Genomic DNA, 21,375 nt, shown 5'->3' on the forward strand with positions numbered 1-21,375 from the left:
TCGACTGAATCATTCGTTTCAACCGGTATTTACAATAAATAGATTAATAGAGACGGATAAAGATAAAATGCAGATAATGTCGAAATCAGTTAAAGAATAGCGTATTGCATTCACTCTTTAGAAAAATATTTGTTTCTAATTTGAAAAATGGATATACACCCAAAATAAAAAATACTACTCTTCCTAATTAAGATTTAGAAAGAATAGTAATTTTCTATTTGCCTATTTTATTACATAATAAAATAATTAATAATGCCGTCCACAATACCTTTTTGCGATTGCGCTTGGAATTCTTCTGAATTCATTCTTTTTTCATCACTCGCATTAGATGTAAATCCTAATTCAATTAAGATAGATGGAGAAGGATTTTCTCGTAAGACAAGAAAATCACTGCCATGAACGCCTCTATCTCGGCTGTCTATATTTTGATCAAAAATGGCTTCTTGTACGATCTTAGCTAATTTTTTATCTTTCCTTTTATTAGATCCATAATGAGTTGTTATTCCTTTTACATTTGTATCCTCAAAAGCATCATGATGAATGCTAATATAAAGATCCGCCGCATATTCTTTCGCTACTTTGACACGAGCTTGCAATTCTTCCCTTTGTTTTGTTTCTGGAAGTAAACTCGTATCTTTTTCACGTGTTAATATAACTTTTGCATCCGTTCTTTCTTCTAATTCTTTCTTTATATTTTGTGCTACTTTTAAATTAAGTTCTTTTTCAATCGTTCCAAATTTCTTTCCTTTCGTCCCTCTATCTCCTCCACCGTGTCCCGGATCAATTACAATTGTTTTTCCTTTTAATCGTAGATTCTCTTTTGATATATTTTTGTACCCTTTAGCATGTATGAAACTAACGCCTGTACCCATTATTATTATAATAAGCAAAAGCAATATCACTCTTTTTTTCATTTTAATAATCTCCTTATCAGCTTTTCATTCCGTTTCTAATGAAAATAGTAATGAATGCTAATAAAGATAAAATGCAGATAATGTCGATTTTGTTTAAAAATGATAAAAACGTGTAGAACGGAAATTCTACACGTTTTTATTCAAATAGAAGAAAAATAATACGCCATCTTCTGTATTCAAAACACCATATCCCGCACCATGTAGCTCTAAAATATTCTTTGAAATAGCAAGGCCTAATCCTGTTCCACCTTTTGAACGTTGACGTGACGTATCTCCTCGATAAAAACGATCCCATATTTTTTCTAAATGTTCTAGTTCAATATGTGCTCCTTTATTTTCTACACATACTTTTACACGTTCATTCTCTTCTATTGTAGAAATAATGATAGTCTCCTGTTCTGGTGTGTAACGAATTGCATTCGTAATAAAGTTAGTTATAACTTGTTCTATGCGATGTTGGTTTGCAACAACTTCAATTTTAGAAAGTTCTTTATAAACATGTAATTGCTTAGCTGTTATATCCGGGCTTAATTGTTCACATATATAATCAATCATCTCATCAATATAGAAAACATCCATTTCCATTTTATACGTACCAGATTCGAATTTTGCTAACTCCAGCATATCAATGATGAGCATATCCATTTTATCTACTTCTTTTGACATTGCTTTAAAGTAATACTCCTTTTTATTACTAGCAACACCATCCTCCAAAATTGAAATACAGCTCTTCATAATACTTAAAGGTGTTTTTAACTCATGTGAAACACCCGCGATAAATTCTTTACGTGTATTTTCTAATTGCTTTTCTTTCTCTATATCTTGCTGTAATTGATGAATATACGAATGCAAAGCTTTAGAAAGTGTGTTAATATTTTGTGATAAATCACCTATCTCATCCCTTGTAGTAATAGATATCGTCTCTGAGAAATCTAAACCCGCAATTTTTTTTGTAGTATCATTTATTTGTAATAATGGCTTGGCGATTTTTTTTGAGTAATAGAACGATATTAAAACAATTAAAATCAGTACAAAGATAATTAAATATACGTAATAATCCTTTATCATTTGCACTGCTTCATCAACTGGTTGCAATGATGTCATAGCAAATATATAGTTTATCTTACCCTCTGCGTCTTTTGTCGGCTTGATTAATAGTTTATATTTAATATCATTTTCTTCGTAATCCATTATTTCTATAGAAGTAACATCATTAAATTTTTGATCCAATAATAAATCAACCTGAAATTGTTTTATTCTATCTATAAGCACACGATTTCCATATATAAAATTCGTTCCTACAGTCCCCTCCGGTAATTGCACGTTTTGAATGATTCCTGCTAAATATAATTGTGAACTTTCTTTTGAAGATACAGCTTTTGGCCCATACAATCTTTCTGACAGTTGCTTGTTCTCTAGCCCGACATTCTTCTCTTTTATTGTTAACATCGCAGGGACTACTATATCCCCCTTCTGTACTCCATCGATAATAATATGACTCCCTTGTTCTAAACTATATTTCATCCTTTGTATATCTTCTAAATTGATAAAACTATACAACGGTATGTGAATGGAACGTTCAGAAAATCTCTTATTTTCGTTAGGGTCTAATTGAATTTCTATAGAAAAATCATTTGCATATTTTATATTACCTACACGATCTAACGTTGTAATCCATGTCGCATTCTCTTGATAGAAATTTTGTTCCAATTCTTGAATTGCTTTCGCATCATCTCCAGCTTTTACATATGCTTTTTCAAAGGATTGAATATTTGTTTTAATATCATTAACTTTTCGATTTGCGTAGTATTGCTTAAAAAATATAGTTTGTCCAATAAAAATAGTTACTAAAATAAGTGTGCATAATGCTGTTGTTAAAATAAATAACTTTAATACAATTCCTTTTTTCATACTTGTCCCTCAAATTTATTACCAGCACGCACAACAGTTACAATACAAGCTGCTTTTTGTCCTAATTTATGACAAAAATTACGAATATGACTATTAATAGTGCGATCATCTGCTCCTAGTTCAAATCCGAGTTGAGTATCATCCTCATCTATCCGAGCCTTTAACATAATAATAGGTACATTAGATTTCTTCCGAATTCGCCGACAGACCGCCCAACCATCTAATTCTGGTAACATAATGTCTAGAATAATTAAATGTACCTCATGCTCTTCAAATATAGATAATGCTTCTTTCCCATCAATCGCCTCTAAGACGTTATACCCTTCGTTTAATAAGTAATCCTTCATAATCTCACGTAAAATATCTTCATCTTCTACAATTAATATTGTTTTTTGCATCCTTTATCTTCTCCACGATTCATTTTATGGTTAGGAAGAAATAGTTCATTTTATATGTTAACCAATTAGAAATCTTTCACTATTTCCGTCACTACTACATACAACATAGTTATATCTAGATAATAGCATGACGGTATAAAGATAAAATGCAGAGATAGCCTTACTATTGAAATTCCATTATAATTTTGTAATTGGAATAAATTTGAATCACATAAAGAGCCAGAAAAAATAATATGATTTGGAGGTATCACGATGAGCCTTTTAATTAGAAAGTTAGAAACAAATGATTTAGACAATCACCCAGAGATTGATGACAGTTTTATAGTGAATGCTCGGTTAATTCTTTCTCTTTCAAAAGTAAGTAGACGCATAGAATATACAGTAGAAGACGTTCCGAGTTATGAAAAAAGTTATTTACAAAATGATAATGAAGAACTGGCGTACAATGAATATATAAATAAGCCCAATCAAGTAATTTACATAGCACTGTTACATAACCAAATCATCGGATTAATAGTATTGAAAAAGAATTGGAATCACTATGCTTACATAGAAGATATAACGGTGGATAAAAAACATCGTACACTCGGGGTTGGTAAAAGATTAGTTGATCAAGCAAAGCAATGGGCAAAAGAAGGCAACATGCCCGGTATCATGCTTGAAACGCAAAATAATAATGTCGCAGCATGTAAGTTCTATGAAAAATGTGGATTTGTAATAGGCGGATTTGATTTTCTTGTTTATAAAGGTTTGGATATGACAAGTGATGAAATTGCAATTTATTGGTATATGCATTTCAAATGAGAATAGTTTATAACGTTAAAAAACTCAAAATAAAACCCCAATCTCTCCATATTAAAATTGAGAAATTGGGGTTAAGTTATTTAACAATAGTTTTCATTTAAAACAAGTAGCTAATTAATAATCCTGCTGATAATAAGAAGCCGAAAATCGTATTTGTCATCGCTGTTGATTTCATTGCGATGCGCATATACCCGGGATCTTTTGCTCCTTTTTGGAAGCTTTGAATAGCAGAGATTGGCTTTCTCAAACCTAGGAACATAACTAATGCCCAAGGGCTTATATAACCCATCAATACAATCACCGCGATCCATAAATAAGCAATGAAAAAGGCTACAGCTAGTGTTACTATTGCTTTTTCTCTCCCGAGGAGGATTACTAATGTCTTTCTTCCACCTTTAATATCTTCTTCGATATCTCGGATGTTATTAGACATGTTAATTGCACCGACTAAAATTCCAATTGGAATGGAAATCAATACACTTTCAATCGTTATCGTATTCGTTTGAATAAAGAAAGCAATGAGTACAAAACATGTCCCCATTAACAATCCAGAAACTAATTCTCCAAACGGAGTGTACGCAATTGGTAATGGACCACCTGTATATAAGTAGCCAACCGCCATCCCAATTAAACCAATAACGACTAACCACCAGCTGCTATTCATACAAATATAAACTCCAATAAGTGCTGCTACTACATACAATAAAAGCGCAACTGTTAACACATTTTTTGGTTTCAATCCATGACGGACAATTCCACCACCGATGCCAACAGAATCAGCGGTATCTAATCCACGTTTGAAATCATAGTACTCATTAAATAAGTTCGTTGCTATTTGCAATGCTAAACATGCAACCATCATCGCAATAAATAAAAGCCAATGAATGTCTGTAACATACAGTGATGCTACTGTTCCTAAAATTACAGGAGAAAACGTCGCCGTTAATGTATGCGGGCGCGTCATCTTCCATATTAATTTAGCGGAACTAATTTCTTTTTCATTCCCCATAACGCTGTTCAATCTCCCTACCTTTTAAGTATAAATGACTAGCAGTATCTTTCTATCTATTTTCTGCTTCACATCTATTATATCAAAAAAAGAATTGGCGATAGAACTTTAATGCTCTTGCCTGCACCATAACTTTGCATCAAAATATCATTTTTTCTAATATGGGGTGGTACCCCTAATACCCCAGAAGAAAAAGAAGAGTTTGAACCCTTTAACGTACAGGGCGTTCCATATATCATTGTAAAAGATCATGAAAATAACATTCAAAAATTTATTCTTGGATTCAGCACTCAATCATTAGAAGAGGCTAGTTTATAATAATCATCCCAAAAAAAGAAACGAACAAAAATGTTCGTTTCTTTTTTATGGTGTTTAATGCTCAAGAAAACTTATAACCGCATAAGTATATAGAACGACTAGAGCAAAGGCACATATTCCCATAATTATAATCGCTAGTGCGCTTTTCTCTTGTCTAAACCCTATAATGCCAAGAATAAATGCACTCAACATTGTTACCTTAAGCATTGTAGAAAGGTTGGGAATTGAATATCCACTCAACCAGGTAGAGAAACTTACAATTACAGAAAAAGAGAACAAAGTTAGAACAATAGATAATATATTAATGTGCTTCCCATACTTCAGTTGCATTTCGCTAGCCTCTTTTCATTAGTGAATAATAGGTAGGTGATTATATTTTTTTATTTTATTCTAAATTTTCTTGAAAATCTACAACAAAAAGAAGAGGTTGTCCCAAAAGTCGCTGAGTAGTTACTTTTAGGCAACCTCTTTTCTTTATTTTTTACTTTCCTCTAGTTTAGAGATACTTGTTTCTTTTTCAGGTAACGTATCAAGAAAATCCTTTTGAGATTTTAATAGGTCAGATTGTTGTATCCAAGCCATAAGATCATCTAAAGATTTACGGGCTTCTTTTACATCGCCAGTAATATCATTCATGTTCAACTTATTAAATGTAGCTAAAAATTCTTGTTGAATCTCACCTTGCAATGCATTGGCTTGCTTTGTTAATTCTTTATTTTCATCACTTTTTTCCTTTTGAACTTATAACTAGTTTTTATTATGTCTATTCACAAGGAACTGATTATGACAACTACATTAAATTTTTCAAAAGAAAATCCGTTGCTCAAATTCGAACAACGGACCTCCTTTATATGAACCAATGTAAAACATCCTCGGCAATCTCTTCCGGTCTATCCCAATGCATTAGGTGCCCTGTATCTGTATAAAGCTTAGTCGTAATATCAATATGCTTCCTAAATTCCGCAATCTGCAATTCTCTTATTTCTAAATAATTATGTGGAAGATCACAATACAATAGTAAAATATCGCTTTTAATTTTATGAGATTTCAATGTCTTATACACTGTATATTGAAACTTAATTACACTTCTAGCGGTATCGCCAGTAGCATGCCATTTCACTTTATTATCTTCTTCTCTCATTAAATCATAAACCGCACGCTCTATTAATGGCGACCATCTAGTGTAAACCATTTTTTCTGATTGGATGAACGCTTCTTTACTGTCAAAAATATATTCATCAAAATCTTTCTCATAATGGGTGATTTCTTCTTCTAATGACCGAGGTGGGCACTCTCCTTCTTTCGCACCTTTATATAGCTCCGCAAAATAATTTGCATTCATTTTACCATGATGATAACCACCATCTAACAAAACCATTTTATTCACTTTGTCTGTACATTCTGTTGCATAGTGAAGCGCAACGCTTGCTCCCCATGAATGCGCTACTATATGAAATGTTTCTTTTCCTATTTGCTCAAGTAATGCTACTACCCAATTTGTTAAATGAGATGCACCGTAATCTTCATCCTTCCCAAAACTTCGTGTTTTCCCATGTCCAGGTAGATCAAACGATACAATATGATATTTATCCTGTAAAAGTTCCGCTATTTCTATAAAACTTAATTTTGTACTTCCTAAACCATGAAAACAAATGATTTGAGGATTACTTTTATCTCCCCATTCACAAACACTTGCTTCATACTCACCAAATTCTACAAAAAAGTGATTCATTTTAATCTCCTCTAATTATCAGATGTAAATTAGTTTGATTGCAAAATTGTTTTTTCTAAATGAATAAATTCAGCAAAATTATCCAAATCCCTTTTTCGTAAATGATTTTATAGAATCCGAGAGTTAACTCTCGTTGAAAGCACGAAACGCTTATCATTTCAGTTAATGGTTAAACTACATCTTCACGCCTATGAAATTAATATAGTTTAATAGTTGTAATATGCGTTTATCATATGTGTGATTTTTTAAAGTTCTATCCAGTCCATTTTTTGCAATTTGTTTTCTTTCTTGTACATGTTCCAAATAATACTCTGCTTTTTGTATAAAATCTGGTGCACTGTAAAAGGTTTCTATTTCAACACCTGGTATGTAATGCTTTGCTACATCTGGGCGTATATCAGTTAATTGAAAAGAACCTACAGCATTAATTTCAAACGTCCTATTGTTTACTGAATATGCTTGGATGTTTGCAGCATTACAATTCAATTCCTGATCATTTGGTGAACGGTGTAAATTTATATTGATTTTAGTTGATACGTAAAATTGTAATGCATCTTCATACTTTGCAAGTGGCAAGATTTGTATTTTATTCTTTAACCTTTCATAATTCTTTAACTTCTCCCAACCAAATCCCACAATTTTTATGTTTTTTTCTACTAAATACTCTGAAATAGAATCAACAAAGTTAATTCTATTTTCAAATGCTGTACCTATAAAACTAAGATCATACTTATATGTATCTTCTTTCTGAGAAGGCTTAAACACATCTTGATTTGCTGCTAACGGGAGATGAAACACATTATTACATCCTAACCCCCTATAAAACTTGATACAATTTAAATCTTGCGTAAATATGTAATCATAATACGGAACAAGATTTTGTGTTACATCCGTATAATACGGATCATCTGTCAACCAAAGTCCAGTAGTAAAACCTGCACTCTTTAGGACTGGCATGACACTAATACATCCCTCGTTTAAACCACTAAGTACCAAAATAAAATCCGGTTTCATTTTTAATGCAGTTTCTACCGCTCGTTCTGGGTTCACCATAATTGTATTACTGTTTACCTTTTGTAAACTATTCAAAATTGCTTCTTCGATCATTGGGTAATAAAAAGGAATTCCTGATTGGATAAATAAAATTTTTTTAGGCGTATTATCTTTCATGTCATCCCCCCTATTTCTACATAATCAAAGTGCGCAAAAATTAGCAGTCTTTATTCATTTTATGACATCTTACTTTACATGTATAAGCAACGTTTATGTCCATTATGTTGAACTCCTCTCATTTTGGAAGCTGGCACGAAGGGAATAAAACTAGGTCATATTCAGTCCAATTATTAATAAAACATGGTACATAAAAAAAGAGCCAATTCACATGAGTTGGCTCTTTCTTATCGTATAAAACTTCAATAGTTACACTAGCTAAGTTTTACTTTTGTAACCCTTTAATAATGGTATCTGTATTCCATTTCATCATTTTCAAGTAAGTATCTCCATCCTCACCTGATTTACCTAGTGAATCTGTAAAAATTGTACCTGCAATTGGTACGTTTGTTTCTTTTGAAACAGTTTCCATGCTACGTCGATCTACACTTGTTTCAACAAATAAAGCTGGCACTTTGTTTGTTTGAATTACACTTACAACATCTCTAATTTGATCTGGTGTACCTTGATTTTCTGAGTTGATTTCCCAAATGTATCCCGTCTTAATGCCATATGCTTTTCCAAAATATTTAAATGCACCTTCACTAGAAATTAAGAAACGTTTTTCTTCAGGGATTTGATGAATTCTGTTGACTGTCTCATCATGTAATTTTTGAAGTTCCGCTACATACTTGTCGGCATTTTTAGTATAGAACTCTTTATTTTTAGGATCTTCTTTAATTAATGCCTTCTTCACATTTTCAGCGTATACAATACCATTTTTAATATTCATCCAAGCATGTGGATCTGGTTCTTTTTCTAATCCTTTTGTTTCTAAATAAATAGCTTCTACACCTTCACTTACTTTATAAACAGGTGCATCTTTCTCTGATTTATTTGCCGTTTTTAATAGTTTTTTAAACCATGCTCCGCCCTCTTCTAGGTTTAACCCATTGTAAAACACCATATCTGCATCTGTCATTTTCATAACATCTTTTGGTAGTGGATCATATTCATGTGGGTTAGCTCCAATTGGAACAAGACTATGAATCTCAACTTTATCTCCACCAATTTGCTTCACCATATCATATATAATGGAGTATGTAGTTACAACTTTTAATTTCCCACTTTTCTCTTCTTTCCCATTTGTGTTACTAGAACACGCTGTTAATGCAAATACGAAAATACAAAGTATTGATAATAAAACATTTTTGAATTTCATCTTTATCCTCCAATCAATTATGACAACTCTGCTCTATTTTTTCTAATTTTGATAACTCTCCAAAACAAACCTTGTGACGGTGAGAAAAAGAATGCCAATGCGAATAAGAATGTTGCAACAAGAACAATCGTTGCACCTGAAGCAAGATTATAAGAGAAACTAAAATATAGCCCTACTACAGATGAAAGTGCACCAATACCTGCCGCTAAATAAATCATGACCCATAAACGGTTTGTTAATAAATACGCTGTAGCCGCCGGTGTAATAAGCATAGCGACAACTAGAATAATTCCTACAGTTTGAAGTGAAGCAACTGTAACCATTGTAAGAAGAATCATTAAGCCGTAATGAATCCACTTATTTGGCAACCCATAACTTTGCGCCATCGTTGGATCAAAAGTAGATACGAGTAGTTCTTTATAAAACAAAATCACAAGACCAATAATGACAACTCCAATAATAAGTGTCATCCACATATCAGAAGAACGAACTGATAGAACATTCCCAAATAAAATATGATACAAATCCGAACTACTCTTCATAAAGGTAATTAAAATAATCCCTACAGCGAAAACAGATGTAAACATAATCCCTATCGCCATATCATGTTTAATTCGACTATTTTGACTTACAAACCCAATTCCGACTGCAGTAATAACTCCTGTTAAAACGGCTCCTATAAAATAGTTCATACCGATCATATAAGAAAGTGCTACCCCTGGAAGAACAGCATGTGAAATGGCATCCCCCATTAAAGCCATACCTCGTAAAATAATAAAACAGCCAATTACGCCGCAAATCACTCCTACCATCACGGAAGTTAATAACGCCTTCTGCAGAAAACCGTACTGCATTAATGCATCTATAAATTCTATAATCTTCATGATGAATGTACCTCCGCTGCATTATTAAACAATATGCCGTGATTTACATACGCTTTTGACATAACAGTTGGTTCTAGTACTTGCCTTACTTCTCCGTAATGAATTAAGCTCTTATTCAATAATAGCAATTTATCAAAATACGATTCTGCTTTACTTAAATCGTGATGTACTACGACAATTGTTTTCCCTTCTTTGCGTAATTCTCTAAGGATTTTAATAATTGTCTCTTCACTTGTTACATCAATTCCTACAAATGGTTCATCTAGGAAAAATATTTCTGCCTTTTGTGCTAATGCTCTCGCTAAAAAGACCCGTTGTTGTTGTCCACCTGAAAGCTCACCAATTTGACGATTTTTAAATTCCTCCATACCGACTTTTTTTAGACATTCAAAAGCCCAATCTCGATGCTCTTGCTTCGGTCTTTTCATCATCCCTAAAGATGGATACGTTCCGATTAGTACCACATCTAAAACTGTAATCGGGAAATCCCAATCTATATCACTTCTTTGTGGTACATAAGCAACATGCTTTCTAGCACTTCGAATATCCTCTCCAAGGACTTGAACATATCCCTTATCACTTGGAATTAGATCTAAAACAGCTTTCATTAAAGTAGATTTCCCCGCACCGTTTGGACCAATAATTCCAACGAGCTTCCCTTTTTCAATATCGAAGGAAACATTTTGAACTACTTGATTCCCTTGATAAGATACAAACAAATCTTTGACAATTATAGCCTCATCCATTTTTTGTGCATTCCCCTTTCTTTTTTTCATCTATATAATTATTTTGCACTAAGGAAACTTTCAAACAAAAAAATATAATGCGAATGTAAATTCACACCAAAGTTTCCTTAAGGAAACTTTTTTATATGAGTCAAATTATATAATCTAGATGCAAATTTGTAAACTTCTTTTTATTACTTTATGAATATATTGTGAAAACTTGCCTCTAAAAAACAAAAATATCAAACTTTTCTCAATTCATTTTGACACACATATTAGTCAATGCTAATATGAATAAAGAATAACATATTAGTAATTACTAATACGAATGGAGAGGATACAATTGTGCAACACAAATGATTCAGATGTAAAAGCCAAGTTCATCCGTGGCTTTGCTGATAAAACAAGATTACAAATTCTTCAATGTATGATGGATGGTGAAAAAACAGTATCTGAAATTGTGGAAATCACGCAAGGAAATCAGTCAAATATATCTCAGCACTTAAACTGTTTAAAAGGATGCGGAATCATCCTAGGTAGACAGGAAGGAAAATACGTCCACTATTCCTTACGCAATAAGCAAATTGAACAGTTACTCACTATGTTTGATGTCGTTTTTCATGAAGTACAAAATGAAGTAGCATCATGTGATAAAAACGATGCTTGTTTATCTCAAAAAGGAGAAAACTGTCATGACAAATAAGAACGAGAAGGAAAAACAAACTTCGTCATGTTGTTCTTCAAAAAAAGAGATTCCAGTTGTTTCTATTGCTAAGAAAACTTCTTGTTGTAGTACTGAAAACAAAACTATAAAAGAAGAGATTCCAAAAGAACCTTCATCATGTTGCTCCTCTAATAAAGAGATTCCAGTTGTTCCTATCACGAAGGAAACCTCTTGTTGCAGTAGTAACAATGATTCTATAAAAACAGAAAATAGTTCTTCCTGCTGTTCATCTGAATTAGCTCTAGAAAAAGAACAAACGACATCAAAGTCTTCTTGCTGTAGTGACAACTCATGCGAAGATGCATCTCCTCCTCGTGCTACTCAGAAAATAGTAGGAGACAGTGTACAAACATACGTAGTGGACGGAATGGATTGCGGGGCATGTGCCTTAACAATCGAAAAACATCTACAAAATGTTTCAGGCGTAGAAGAAGTTCGAGTAAACTTTGCTACTGGAAAAATGCATATTCGTCATGACCGCGATGTGGATGACATTATAAAAGAAGTGTCTAATGCAGGGTTTGGGGCTTCCTTAGCAGGAGCCCGCAGAGGGTCCGCTCCTGTTCAAAAAGCTAAAAATACAACTTTAATTCTTTCAGGATTATTTTTAGCTTTAGGGTTTGGAGGAAGTTTTACAAACATATCACCTCTTCTTATTACACTTCTCTATGCGGCGAGTATCGGTATCGGTGGTTATAAACCTGCTAAAAGCGCCTTTTATGCAATTAGAAGTAAATCACTTGATATGAATGTTCTTATGATATCAGCTGCAATTGGTGCTGCATTAATTGGTCAATGGCTAGAAGGTGCAACCGTTGTTTGGCTATTTGCATTAGGTGCAACTTTGCAAAATAAATCAATTGAACGTACACGAGAATCTATTCGCGGATTAATTGATTTAGCACCGTCAGAAGCTTGGATAAAAGTTGGAACTGAACTTATAAAAAAATCTGTAGATGATATTGCAGTGCATACAACAATTGTTGTAAAACCTGGTGAAAAGATCCCATTAGACGGCACAGTTACAGGCGGCACTTCTACTGTAAACCAAGCTCCGATAACTGGTGAATCTATCCCAATTGATAAACAAATTGGTGATTCCGTATATGCGGGGACGATTAATGAGGAAGGTTCACTTGAGATTACAGTAACTAAACTCGTTGAGGATACTACGTTATCTCGAATTATCCACCTTGTAGAGGAAGCCCAGGAAAAGAAAGCACCGACAGAAGCATTTGTGGAGCGTTTCGCAAAAATCTATACACCTATCGTTTTTGTATTAGCAATCGGTGTCATGATCATCCCTCCCCTTCTTGGTATGGGTGAATGGATGGAATGGATTTATAAAGGGTTAGAACTTCTTGTTGTTGCGTGTCCTTGTGCTTTAGTTATCTCAACTCCTGTTGCAATCGTATCTGCAATAGGAAATGCCGCAAGAAACGGTGTACTCATTAAAGGTGGTACTGCACTAGAAATTGCAGGTGCATTAAATGCTATTGCATTTGATAAAACAGGTACATTGACTGAAGGAAAACCAAAAGTAATGCATGTGCGAAGCTTAGATTGTACGGAAGATGAATTACTATCCATTGCCGCAACAATTGAAGAATATTCTAATCATCCCATTGCAAAAGCCATTACAACATATGTGAAAGAACATCAAACTTCTCTTCAAAGCGGAACAGATTTCCGCGCCATTGTAGGAAAAGGTGCACAGGTCACGATAGATGGCAAGACCTATTACGCTGGAAATAAAGTATTATATGAAGATTTTGGTGTTTCACTTCAAATGTGGAACGAACCAATCGAAGAAATGCAAAGAATTGGTCAAACCGTAATACTTGTTGGAACGAACAAAGTGATTTTAGGAATGATTTCAGTAGCAGATTCCATTCGCTCTACGACTTATGAAACGATTCAAGAATTAAAACAAGCAGGTATTCAGGAAACTGTTATGTTAACAGGAGACAATGAAGGAACAGCTGAACATATTGCACAGAAAGCAAAAGTAGATCGTTATTTTGCTAACTTACTTCCAGAAGATAAAGTGCATGCTGTAAAACAACTTCAATCTGAAGGAAAAACAGTAGCTATGATTGGAGATGGTATTAATGATGCCCCCGCCCTCGCTACTGCAAATCTAGGAATTGCTATGGGCGGTGCTGGAACTGATACAGCAATGGAAACCGCAGATATTGTATTAATGGCAGATAATCTTGAAAAACTTCCGTTTACGATGAAACTTAGCCGGAAAGCATTGTACATTATTAAACAAAATATATGGTTCTCATTGATTATTAAATTTATTGCCCTTGCCTTTATCTTCCCAGGCTGGCTTACTCTTTGGATGGCTGTACTAAGTGATACAGGCGCTGCGCTTATTGTAATCCTAAACAGTATGCGTTTATTACGAAACAAATAATAAGATGCGGGGCTACCTAGTAGCTCCGTACCTTAAATAAATTTTGAAAGGATGTACATATGAAAAAAATGCGTGTCATTACATTACTCATACTTATTTCTATCATTACGATTTTAGGAGCATGTAGTGATAGTAAATTAAGAGATTCACTCAATTGGGATGTAGAAAAGTTTACTTTTACAGATCAAAATGGAAAAAAGTTTGGTTCATCTGAATTGAAGGATAAAGTTTGGGTAGCCGATTTTATTTTTACAAGTTGTGAAACCGTTTGCCCTCCTATGACAGCTAATATGGAAAAACTTCAAAACATGTTGCAAAAAGAAGGTATTAAAGATGTAGAGTTTGTATCGTTTAGTGTAGATCCTGAAGTGGACACACCTGAAAAAATAACAGAGTTTATGAAAGTATATGAAATGGATGCGAAGCGAACTCATTTTTTAACAGGGTATACACGACCAGAAATTGAAAAGTTTGCAAAAAATAACTTCCAAACACTTGTAACGAAACCAGAAAACAATACACAAGTTATACATGGTACAAGCTTTTATCTTGTAGATAAAGACGGGAAAGTTGTGAAGAAGTATTCAGGTATTCAAAACACGCCATATGAAGATATGATCCGTGATATTAAAAAAATACGTTAACTAAAAACTACTTATTATGTTTCTATTAACTAAAAAATCCGAGGTGTTTATATGAAAAAAAAGCAAAACTCTCACATCAAATTATTATTCATTGCCACATTAATCATTTTCGTTGCTGTTACAGCTTTCGTCGTTTTAAATAAAGAAGATAAAGTTGCGACAAATAAAGTAATAAAAGATTTACCCCCTATCGGCAAACAACCTACTTTAGGAAAAGAAGATGCACCAGTCTCTATTATTGAGTTTGGCGACTTTAAGTGTCCTGCTTGTAAAGCATGGGGTGAGCGTATCTTCCCTCAGCTTCAAAAAGACTATATCGATACAGGAAAAGTTAAATTTTCATATGTAAATGTTTTATTCCACGGAACAGAATCTAAATTGTCTGCTTTAGCTGCTGAATCTGTTTATAAACAAGACCCACAAGCATATTGGAGCTTCCATAAAGAATTATTTAACGCACAGCCAGCAAATCACGATGATCCATGGATTACTCCTGAAAAACTATTAGAAATTGCGAAAACATATACACCAAGTATTAATACTGTTCAACTTGAAGAAGATTTGAAAAAACAAACAGCGCAAGAAGAAGTAAATAAAGATGAAAAACTAACGCAAGATTACGGTGTAGAACAAACACCGAGCATTGTCATAAATGGAACGATGTTGTCTGACCCTTATGATTATGAACAAATCAAAAATTTAATTGAAAAAGCATTAAAGGACAAGAAATGATGAGTACAACAAATACGCATTTTGAATGGCGTAATTACACTTTATATTTTGCATGGATTGTATCAATGATAGCGACACTAGGTAGTCTATTTTTCAGTGAGATTCTTGGGTTCATACCGTGTGAATTGTGTTGGTACCAACGAATTATGATGTATCCGCTCTGTATTATTTTAGGCATTGCAACGTTCTGTAATGAAAAAAACATAAAAAAATATGTATTAACAATTTCTATTATCGGCGGGAGTATTTCACTTTATCACTATGCAATACAAAAAATCCCTGGCGTTTCAGAGATTAACCCGTGCGTGCAAGGTGTCCCTTGTAATGTCGATTATATTAATTGGTTAGGTTTTATAACGATCCCCTTCTTAGCGTTAATTGCTTTTTCTTTCATTACTTTGTTTATGTTGTTAACGAGATCGAATTAATATGGTAATGGTAGAAAAAGAAATCGAGCTTTTAAATCGCATTCCTTGTTACTGTGAGTATAATGAAAACCCCGACTGTAAGAACAATAGTTTTATAGACGAAAAAAGCAGGAAATCACTCGTGATCTCCTGCTTTTTTTATATTTTAGGTCCTTGATAAGTGAATCCACATATGGCTACCATTTACTCATACACGATAACTGGATTAGGACTTGCCATTTCCATAAATATTTTAGATTTACATGACGTATTATTTTTATTATGACTCCCTACTAACAACCCCTCGCCTCTCGTATTCCATTCTATATTCAACAGCAGCCGCAATTTTAGGACTTGCAAATCTCTCCGTGATCCAAAGTCCTAAATCAAGCCCTGAAGTAACTCCTCTTGCGGTAATACTATCGCCTTGATCCACAATTCTGTAAGGAAGAAATTCTGCCCCATATGTAGGAATTTCACTCTGCGCCAAATGATGCATTGTTGCCTTTTTATCATTCAATATACCGGATGCAGCTAGTAACATACCTCCAGTACAAACTCCAGCAACAATCGTTCCTTCATTGTGCATCTCTCTAATTATTTTAGTCAAAGTACCAAGCTCAGCTTGCTTTCGCGCCCCGTGTTTAGCTTTATGATTCCAGCCACCACCAGGTACAATTAACAAATCTGGACGATTATCCATTCGTAAAAAATCATGTAGTTTAATCGTAACTCCAAACGAAGTAGTAATTTCTTGTTTTCGTTCACTTGATACGAGTTCAACCGTAAATGGAGCCCCTTCTTCTATCGCTCTTTTCAGTACTTCAAAAGGTGCAAAGGAGACAAGTTCTCCGAAACCGTCAAACAATACAATTTGTATTTTCATTTTTCGAACACCTCATCGTTAAAAATCACTTTATCGGTTATTTACGAGCTATAGGCAGAAAATATAACTTTATATAATATTTTAGATAAGAAGTTTTAAATTCCTATAACAAATAAGTAAAATGCATCAAATATAAAAGTAGACATACAAAAACGCTATTCTACAGAAAGAATAGCGTTTTTTTTTAGATTTGTTAGCCTATCTTTATTTATAACTCAACCAAGCATCTCCCCAGTCCGCATGATCATTTCCATTACCGTTACCTGCATCGTCAACTACTAGTTTTAATTCTTTCTTACCTGTAAGATCAACATCAACAAATTTGGCCGGGGTATTATAATACATTGTGCCGCTATTAAATACTTCCACTCCATCAAGTAGTACTTTAAATACGACCGAACCGCCTTTACCGCCAGGTTCTTGATCAATTCCTACATAGGAATTAAATTGTTTGTACGTTGCATTTGATATATCATAGGTAACTTCTGATTTTGCATGCGTTCCGATCCATTTTTTATACATAACCGGGCCTGTCGTTCCGAGTAATGAAATTGGGTTTCCGTCAGTACTTTTATCTTTTTGAACTGTTGCCCATCCAGCAGTTGCTTTTACCCATGGAATATCACTAAGATAAATACCACCAGAAGCAACTTGCACTTTCGTTGAAGTCACGACCGAATTCCCCAATTTTACGGAGACACCAATTTCTTTTATTCCTTTAAACTGAGTTGGTGGAGTGATAACAAACGAATATGTTTCCTCTCCTCCTGCCGGTAATTGAAAGTCCGTTGTTGATGGCTGTGAATTCCAGCCGTCTGGTAATTGCAACTCAATTTTGCCAGGCGTCACTTTTTCCTTTATTTCATTTTGAACCTTTACTTTTAATGTAGTAGAACCACCTTCAGCGCTAATTGGATTTTGTTCTACTTTTGCCGAAATGAGCTTTACTGCTGGAGTTACTTCTATTTGATTCGATTTACTAACCGTCCCACTATCTGTGTTTACTTCCGCTTCAATGGCGTAATTGTTAGCGGCTATATCGATAGGAACAGGTAAATCCGCCTCAATTGTTTTAGATCCTCCTGGTTCAATACCTTCAAAAGCTACTTGAATCGGTTTCACATTCCAGCTCTCAGGAGCCTTTACAACCACTTCTCCAGAAGAAGATTTCAATGTACCAAAGTTTGATAAATGAGCTTTTACCTTCACTGTATTTCCTGCAGTTACACTGTTCGTAGATTCTAAATCGAAACTAAGCATAGACTCAATTTTATAAGATTTACCTTGTTCCGTTTTAAAGAAAATCGTATCGCCATCCTTCGTAAATGGCACTGATGTATTCGTGCCAACTCTTGTTAAAGTAAATGGTGTATTGAACATTGGACTTTTTAAATTTACATCGTTTCCATGATCAGAAGTCACCTGAATAACTGTAGGAACACCATTTTTCCAGTCCGCATTAATTGTAAATGCACCGCGTGCTCTTAGTCCTTTATAAGAACCGTCCTTCCAAGCTTTCGGAAGTGCAGGCAATAGTTGAATGGAGTCGGTATGGCTTTGAATTAACATTTCAGCAATTCCCGATGTCGCACCAAAGTTTCCATCAATTTGAAACGGTGGATGCGTATCAAATAAGTTGCTGAGCGTACTTCCTGTAAGCTGCCCTTGCAAAATTTTATAAGCATGGTCACCATCTAACAAACGTGCCCATAAGTTAATTTTATTCGCTTTACTCCAGCCTGTTCCCTCATCACCACGATGGTTTAGAGTAACTATTTTCGGTATTCCTTTTAGCATTTCTATCCCCCTTCCGATTTTTATCTGAACGAAAATCATTATTTCTAATCGTTTTAAATACTTACACTTTGTGCATCTATTAGTAATTTCGGTGTAAATATTTCATTAAAAGGACCTTCTTCATTGTTTAAACGCTTTAGTAAAATATCACCTACTCTTTCTCCCATTTCATATGGTTTGTGAGCTACTGATATAATCCCAGGTGCTCGTAATAATTGTGCTGCTTCCACATCACCAAATGAAGCGATCACTATGTCCTCTGGTACTGAGTATCCTCTCCTCGTTAATTCAAGAAGAACACCGAATGCCATTTCATTGTTCAAGGTTAGAATAGCTGACGGTTTCTCAGTAAAATTAAGAAAATAATCAACTGCTTTCATTCCACCCTCTCTAGTGAAAGTGCTATTAAACGTATAGTTTTCATCTTCCTGAATACCAAACTCCTCCAAAGCTTTTTGAAATCCTTCATAACGCTCTTTACCTGTACTTACGTTCAACAATCCATTCACAAGACCAATTGATTTATGCCCCTGTTTTAAAAGATAGCTCGTTAATGTATAAGCACTTTCAAAATTACTTTCTATAACCGAATCTAATTTTGAATCTCCAATCTCAACAGTCCGATCAACTAAAACAATTGGTACACCGGCTTGATGAATACTTCTTACTCTTTCTTCACAACCTCCAGCAGTCGCCAACACAATCGCATCTACCTGTTGCTCCACTAGTAGTTGCAACAATTTATCCTCTTTTTTAGGATTTTCATGACTACTACAAAAAATAAGGTTATACCCCTTTTGCTGTACAATATCTTCAATCGCCTTTGAAATCGTCATGTAATATTGGTTTGTGATATCAGGAATCACAACACCAATCGTGTATGTTTTATCTTGCTTTAAACTTCTAGCAATCGCATTCGGTTGATAATTAAGTTTTTTCACAGCTAAATAAACACGATTTTTAATGTCGTCACTTACAAATCCACTTGCATTTAACACCCGAGATACTGTAGCTGTAGACACATTCGCTTCCATTGCAACATCTTTAATTGTAGACTTAGCCATTTCATCACTCTTTCTAAGTTTTCAAGAAATCGTTTACTTCAGTTTCGTTTAAAGCTTTATTCCATCCATGTAAACGATTACTTAGTAGTTTACATGGATGGAATGATTTAATTTTCAAAATATTTCAACGCTTTTTAAAAAAATACAACTATACATCAGATAACCCGTAAAGTGTGAATGGGGTCATTTTTTTATGATTACATGGGCGTTTTTTAGGCTTATATTTTATGGGAGGAATGCCGCAGCATCGTACTATTACGAAGATTCGTAGTACATAAAAAGAAAGAGCCTACTCGTGTGAGTTGGCTCTTTCTCTACTTACTAATACAGATAGATTTTCTCCTCTTATCACCTAATTGACAATAACATCACAATTTTTTAGAATTATGCATGTTTGTATTTGAAATCATTCGAAATACTTTTACATAGAAAACCGCACTAACAAGGGCACAAAGTAATATAATGCCAAACACAACAATTGGAGATAACCATGTAGAAAATACAATCATAATGGGTGCAATAAAGCGCCCAATGGTAAATTGTAAATTGGATGCTGCCATATATTGTCCTCTAGCATTTTCAGGTGCATATTTACTGACAAAACTATGTACAACTGGTGAACGGATCAATTCACCAATTGTTAATATTGCCATAAACCCGAACAATAGCCATATATTCGTTGTGAGTCCTATTAAAAACATACCCGTTCCAAATAAAACATTAGAGATAATTAAAACGTTTCGGTCGCTCCAACTCTCAAAGTATTTTGCAACAGGTAGAGAACATAAAACAAATAGAATCCCATTCAACCCCATCATCCATCCGAAAATTTCAGTATTACTTAGAGAGAATGAACCAGTACTCCATGAGAAAAGAGATTGTGTTGGTACAAATTCTTTTACATATAACGCAAGGTAAAGATCGAGTTGCATGAAAGCTATCATAATGAATATTCCAGCAACTATATAAAGAGCGAAAATTTTATCACTAAAGATTTTCGTATAATTATTCCATTGTTCTTTAAAGATTTTTGATATTGGATTGTTGTCCCCATCATTTTTAGAAGCTTCTGGAAACGTTTCTCTAATTATGAAATAGATTGCTATAAAATAAATAAATATAACAATTGTACAAGTCCATAACAATTCACTTCGATAATGAAAGAAGAAAAATGAACCTAACACCGGTCCAAATACAGCACCGATATTATTGGCTGTAACAAAAGTGGCAAAGACGACCCTTCTATCCTTTTCTGGTACTATATCAGCTATCATTGCAGAACTTGCTGGACTGTAGATTGCCCCGCTAATCCCAATACCAATATAGGCTAAATAATTAATCCAATGTGAATGAGATAAAGCAAAAACTCCAAACATTGCTACCTGTATGATTGTGCCTAATAGCATGACAGGGCGGCGTCCTAAGCGATCCGCTAAATATCCACCTAATAAATTACCTATTATGCCCACAAGAGGTATAATTGCCATTAAAATTCCGCCAATTGTTTTACCAAAAGCATCACTATAATATATGGCCATAAAAGGAAAATACATCCAAAATAATGTATTGAAAAGAGTCTCGCCAATTAACCTAGTTTTTAAATTTCTATCCCATGATAACCATTTCAACGTAA

20 protein-coding genes and 1 pseudogene are annotated in these 21,375 nt (G+C 34.1%); 6 read left to right on the forward strand and 15 right to left on the reverse strand.

The window, feature by feature from the left end:
- Positions 1–230: 230 nt before the first annotated feature.
- The 3 genes from MKX31_RS13525 to MKX31_RS13535 all read right to left on the reverse strand — a co-directional run bounded on the left by MKX31_RS13525 (position 231) and on the right by MKX31_RS13535 (position 3,223).
- Complete coding sequence (locus MKX31_RS13525; RefSeq protein ID WP_340980972.1) at positions 231–914, reverse strand: N-acetylmuramoyl-L-alanine amidase family protein; 684 nt, start codon at positions 912–914, stop codon at positions 231–233.
- A gap of 126 nt (positions 915–1,040) precedes the next feature.
- Entirely contained in the window at positions 1,041–2,825 is a 1,785-nt protein-coding gene (locus tag MKX31_RS13530; RefSeq protein ID WP_088046756.1) for a sensor histidine kinase, read from the reverse strand.
- A complete protein-coding gene (locus tag MKX31_RS13535; protein WP_064475752.1) occupies positions 2,822–3,223 on the reverse strand; it encodes a response regulator in 402 nt (133 codons plus the stop codon). The genes MKX31_RS13530 and MKX31_RS13535 overlap by 4 nt, the downstream gene beginning before the upstream one ends.
- A 252-nt stretch (positions 3,224–3,475) precedes the next feature.
- On the opposite strand from MKX31_RS13535, the gene satA reads away from it, so the two are divergent.
- Positions 3,476–4,027: a streptothricin N-acetyltransferase SatA gene (satA, locus tag MKX31_RS13540; protein ID WP_098102414.1), complete on the forward strand. Its 552-nt coding sequence runs from the start codon at positions 3,476–3,478 to the stop codon at positions 4,025–4,027.
- A 97-nt stretch (positions 4,028–4,124) separates the two neighbouring features.
- On the opposite strand, the gene menA is transcribed toward satA, so the two are convergent.
- The 8 genes from menA to MKX31_RS13580 form a co-directional block, all read right to left on the reverse strand.
- A complete protein-coding gene (menA, locus tag MKX31_RS13545) occupies positions 4,125–5,036 on the reverse strand; it encodes a 1,4-dihydroxy-2-naphthoate polyprenyltransferase (protein ID WP_064475753.1) in 912 nt (303 codons plus the stop codon).
- A gap of 372 nt (positions 5,037–5,408) precedes the next feature.
- A complete protein-coding gene (locus MKX31_RS13550) occupies positions 5,409–5,684 on the reverse strand; it encodes a hypothetical protein (protein ID WP_001176332.1) in 276 nt (91 codons plus the stop codon).
- A gap of 144 nt (positions 5,685–5,828) precedes the next feature.
- Positions 5,829–6,041, reverse strand: a complete 213-nt coding sequence (locus tag MKX31_RS13555) for a hypothetical protein (RefSeq protein ID WP_098112163.1) — start codon at positions 6,039–6,041, stop codon at positions 5,829–5,831.
- Positions 6,042–6,201: 160 nt separating this feature from the next.
- Positions 6,202–7,086, reverse strand: coding sequence for an alpha/beta hydrolase (locus MKX31_RS13560; protein WP_098112164.1), 885 nt, complete (start codon positions 7,084–7,086; stop codon positions 6,202–6,204).
- 174 nt (positions 7,087–7,260) lie between these two features.
- Positions 7,261–8,256, reverse strand: a complete 996-nt coding sequence (locus MKX31_RS13565; protein WP_064475756.1) for a CgeB family protein — start codon at positions 8,254–8,256, stop codon at positions 7,261–7,263.
- Between the two features lie 265 nt (positions 8,257–8,521).
- Complete coding sequence (mntA, locus tag MKX31_RS13570; protein ID WP_064475757.1) at positions 8,522–9,457, reverse strand: manganese ABC transporter substrate-binding protein/adhesin MntA; 936 nt, start codon at positions 9,455–9,457, stop codon at positions 8,522–8,524.
- Positions 9,458–9,474: 17 nt separating this feature from the next.
- Complete coding sequence (locus MKX31_RS13575; protein ID WP_088046750.1) at positions 9,475–10,341, reverse strand: metal ABC transporter permease; 867 nt, start codon at positions 10,339–10,341, stop codon at positions 9,475–9,477.
- Positions 10,338–11,087, reverse strand: a complete 750-nt coding sequence (locus MKX31_RS13580) for a metal ABC transporter ATP-binding protein (protein ID WP_064475759.1) — start codon at positions 11,085–11,087, stop codon at positions 10,338–10,340. Before MKX31_RS13580 ends, MKX31_RS13575 begins: the two co-directional genes overlap by 4 nt.
- Positions 11,088–11,409: 322 nt before the next feature.
- On the opposite strand from MKX31_RS13580, the gene MKX31_RS13585 reads away from it, so the two are divergent.
- Genes MKX31_RS13585 through MKX31_RS13605 form a run of 5 tightly spaced genes read left to right on the forward strand, consistent with a single transcriptional unit; the run spans position 11,410 to position 16,016 of the window.
- On the forward strand, positions 11,410–11,769 hold the full coding sequence (locus MKX31_RS13585) for an ArsR/SmtB family transcription factor (RefSeq protein WP_098112166.1): 360 nt from the start codon (positions 11,410–11,412) through the stop codon (positions 11,767–11,769).
- Positions 11,759–14,212 carry a heavy metal translocating P-type ATPase gene (locus MKX31_RS13590; protein ID WP_340980974.1) on the forward strand — a complete coding sequence of 818 codons (2,454 nt, stop codon included), beginning with the start codon at positions 11,759–11,761 and terminating at the stop codon, positions 14,210–14,212. The genes MKX31_RS13585 and MKX31_RS13590 overlap by 11 nt, the downstream gene beginning before the upstream one ends.
- A 59-nt stretch (positions 14,213–14,271) precedes the next feature.
- Complete coding sequence (locus tag MKX31_RS13595; RefSeq protein WP_088046748.1) at positions 14,272–14,856, forward strand: SCO family protein; 585 nt, start codon at positions 14,272–14,274, stop codon at positions 14,854–14,856.
- Between the two features lie 51 nt (positions 14,857–14,907).
- Positions 14,908–15,588 (forward strand): DsbA family protein, encoded by a 681-nt coding sequence (locus MKX31_RS13600; RefSeq protein ID WP_098112168.1) that lies wholly within the window; start codon positions 14,908–14,910, stop codon positions 15,586–15,588.
- Entirely contained in the window at positions 15,585–16,016 is a 432-nt protein-coding gene (locus MKX31_RS13605) for a disulfide oxidoreductase (RefSeq protein WP_088046746.1), read from the forward strand. Before MKX31_RS13600 ends, MKX31_RS13605 begins: the two co-directional genes overlap by 4 nt.
- A gap of 259 nt (positions 16,017–16,275) precedes the next feature.
- Here MKX31_RS13605 and MKX31_RS13610 read toward each other — a convergent pair whose 3' ends face one another.
- From MKX31_RS13610 to MKX31_RS13625, 4 genes and pseudogenes are all read right to left on the reverse strand, one after another.
- The gene (locus MKX31_RS13610; protein WP_088046745.1) at positions 16,276–16,881 is read right to left on the reverse strand and encodes a DJ-1/PfpI family protein; all 606 of its coding nucleotides are present in this window, start codon (positions 16,879–16,881) and stop codon (positions 16,276–16,278) included.
- Between the two features lie 204 nt (positions 16,882–17,085).
- A pseudogene (locus MKX31_RS13615) lies at positions 17,086–18,654 on the reverse strand (NPCBM/NEW2 domain-containing protein); the annotation flags it as partial.
- Between the two features lie 77 nt (positions 18,655–18,731).
- Positions 18,732–19,742, reverse strand: coding sequence for a LacI family DNA-binding transcriptional regulator (locus tag MKX31_RS13620; RefSeq protein ID WP_340980976.1), 1,011 nt, complete (start codon positions 19,740–19,742; stop codon positions 18,732–18,734).
- 368 nt (positions 19,743–20,110) lie between these two features.
- Positions 20,111–21,370 (reverse strand): MDR family MFS transporter, encoded by a 1,260-nt coding sequence (locus MKX31_RS13625; protein ID WP_222655276.1) that lies wholly within the window; start codon positions 21,368–21,370, stop codon positions 20,111–20,113.
- Positions 21,371–21,375: the final 5 nt, after the last annotated feature.

The organism is Bacillus sp. FSL M8-0063 (assembly GCF_038005545.1).
Lineage (GTDB): Bacteria > Bacillota > Bacilli > Bacillales > Bacillaceae_G > Bacillus_A > Bacillus_A wiedmannii.

Coding starts and splice junctions, on each gene's coding strand:
- MKX31_RS13525 (WP_340980972.1), bottom strand. CDS start 914: ATGAAAAAAAGAGTGATATTGCTTTTGCTTATTATAATAATAATGGGT.
- MKX31_RS13530 (WP_088046756.1), bottom strand. CDS start 2,825: ATGAAAAAAGGAATTGTATTAAAGTTATTTATTTTAACAACAGCATTA.
- MKX31_RS13535 (WP_064475752.1), bottom strand. CDS start 3,223: ATGCAAAAAACAATATTAATTGTAGAAGATGAAGATATTTTACGTGAG.
- satA (WP_098102414.1), top strand. CDS start 3,476: ATGAGCCTTTTAATTAGAAAGTTAGAAACAAATGATTTAGACAATCAC.
- menA (WP_064475753.1), bottom strand. CDS start 5,036: ATGGGGAATGAAAAAGAAATTAGTTCCGCTAAATTAATATGGAAGATG.
- MKX31_RS13550 (WP_001176332.1), bottom strand. CDS start 5,684: ATGCAACTGAAGTATGGGAAGCACATTAATATATTATCTATTGTTCTA.
- MKX31_RS13560 (WP_098112164.1), bottom strand. CDS start 7,086: ATGAATCACTTTTTTGTAGAATTTGGTGAGTATGAAGCAAGTGTTTGT.
- MKX31_RS13565 (WP_064475756.1), bottom strand. CDS start 8,256: ATGAAAGATAATACGCCTAAAAAAATTTTATTTATCCAATCAGGAATT.
- mntA (WP_064475757.1), bottom strand. CDS start 9,457: ATGAAATTCAAAAATGTTTTATTATCAATACTTTGTATTTTCGTATTT.
- MKX31_RS13575 (WP_088046750.1), bottom strand. CDS start 10,341: ATGAAGATTATAGAATTTATAGATGCATTAATGCAGTACGGTTTTCTG.
- MKX31_RS13580 (WP_064475759.1), bottom strand. CDS start 11,087: ATGGATGAGGCTATAATTGTCAAAGATTTGTTTGTATCTTATCAAGGG.
- MKX31_RS13590 (WP_340980974.1), top strand. CDS start 11,759: ATGACAAATAAGAACGAGAAGGAAAAACAAACTTCGTCATGTTGTTCT.
- MKX31_RS13595 (WP_088046748.1), top strand. CDS start 14,272: ATGAAAAAAATGCGTGTCATTACATTACTCATACTTATTTCTATCATT.
- MKX31_RS13600 (WP_098112168.1), top strand. CDS start 14,908: ATGAAAAAAAAGCAAAACTCTCACATCAAATTATTATTCATTGCCACA.
- MKX31_RS13605 (WP_088046746.1), top strand. CDS start 15,585: ATGATGAGTACAACAAATACGCATTTTGAATGGCGTAATTACACTTTA.
- MKX31_RS13610 (WP_088046745.1), bottom strand. CDS start 16,881: ATGAAAATACAAATTGTATTGTTTGACGGTTTCGGAGAACTTGTCTCC.
- MKX31_RS13620 (WP_340980976.1), bottom strand. CDS start 19,742: ATGGCTAAGTCTACAATTAAAGATGTTGCAATGGAAGCGAATGTGTCT.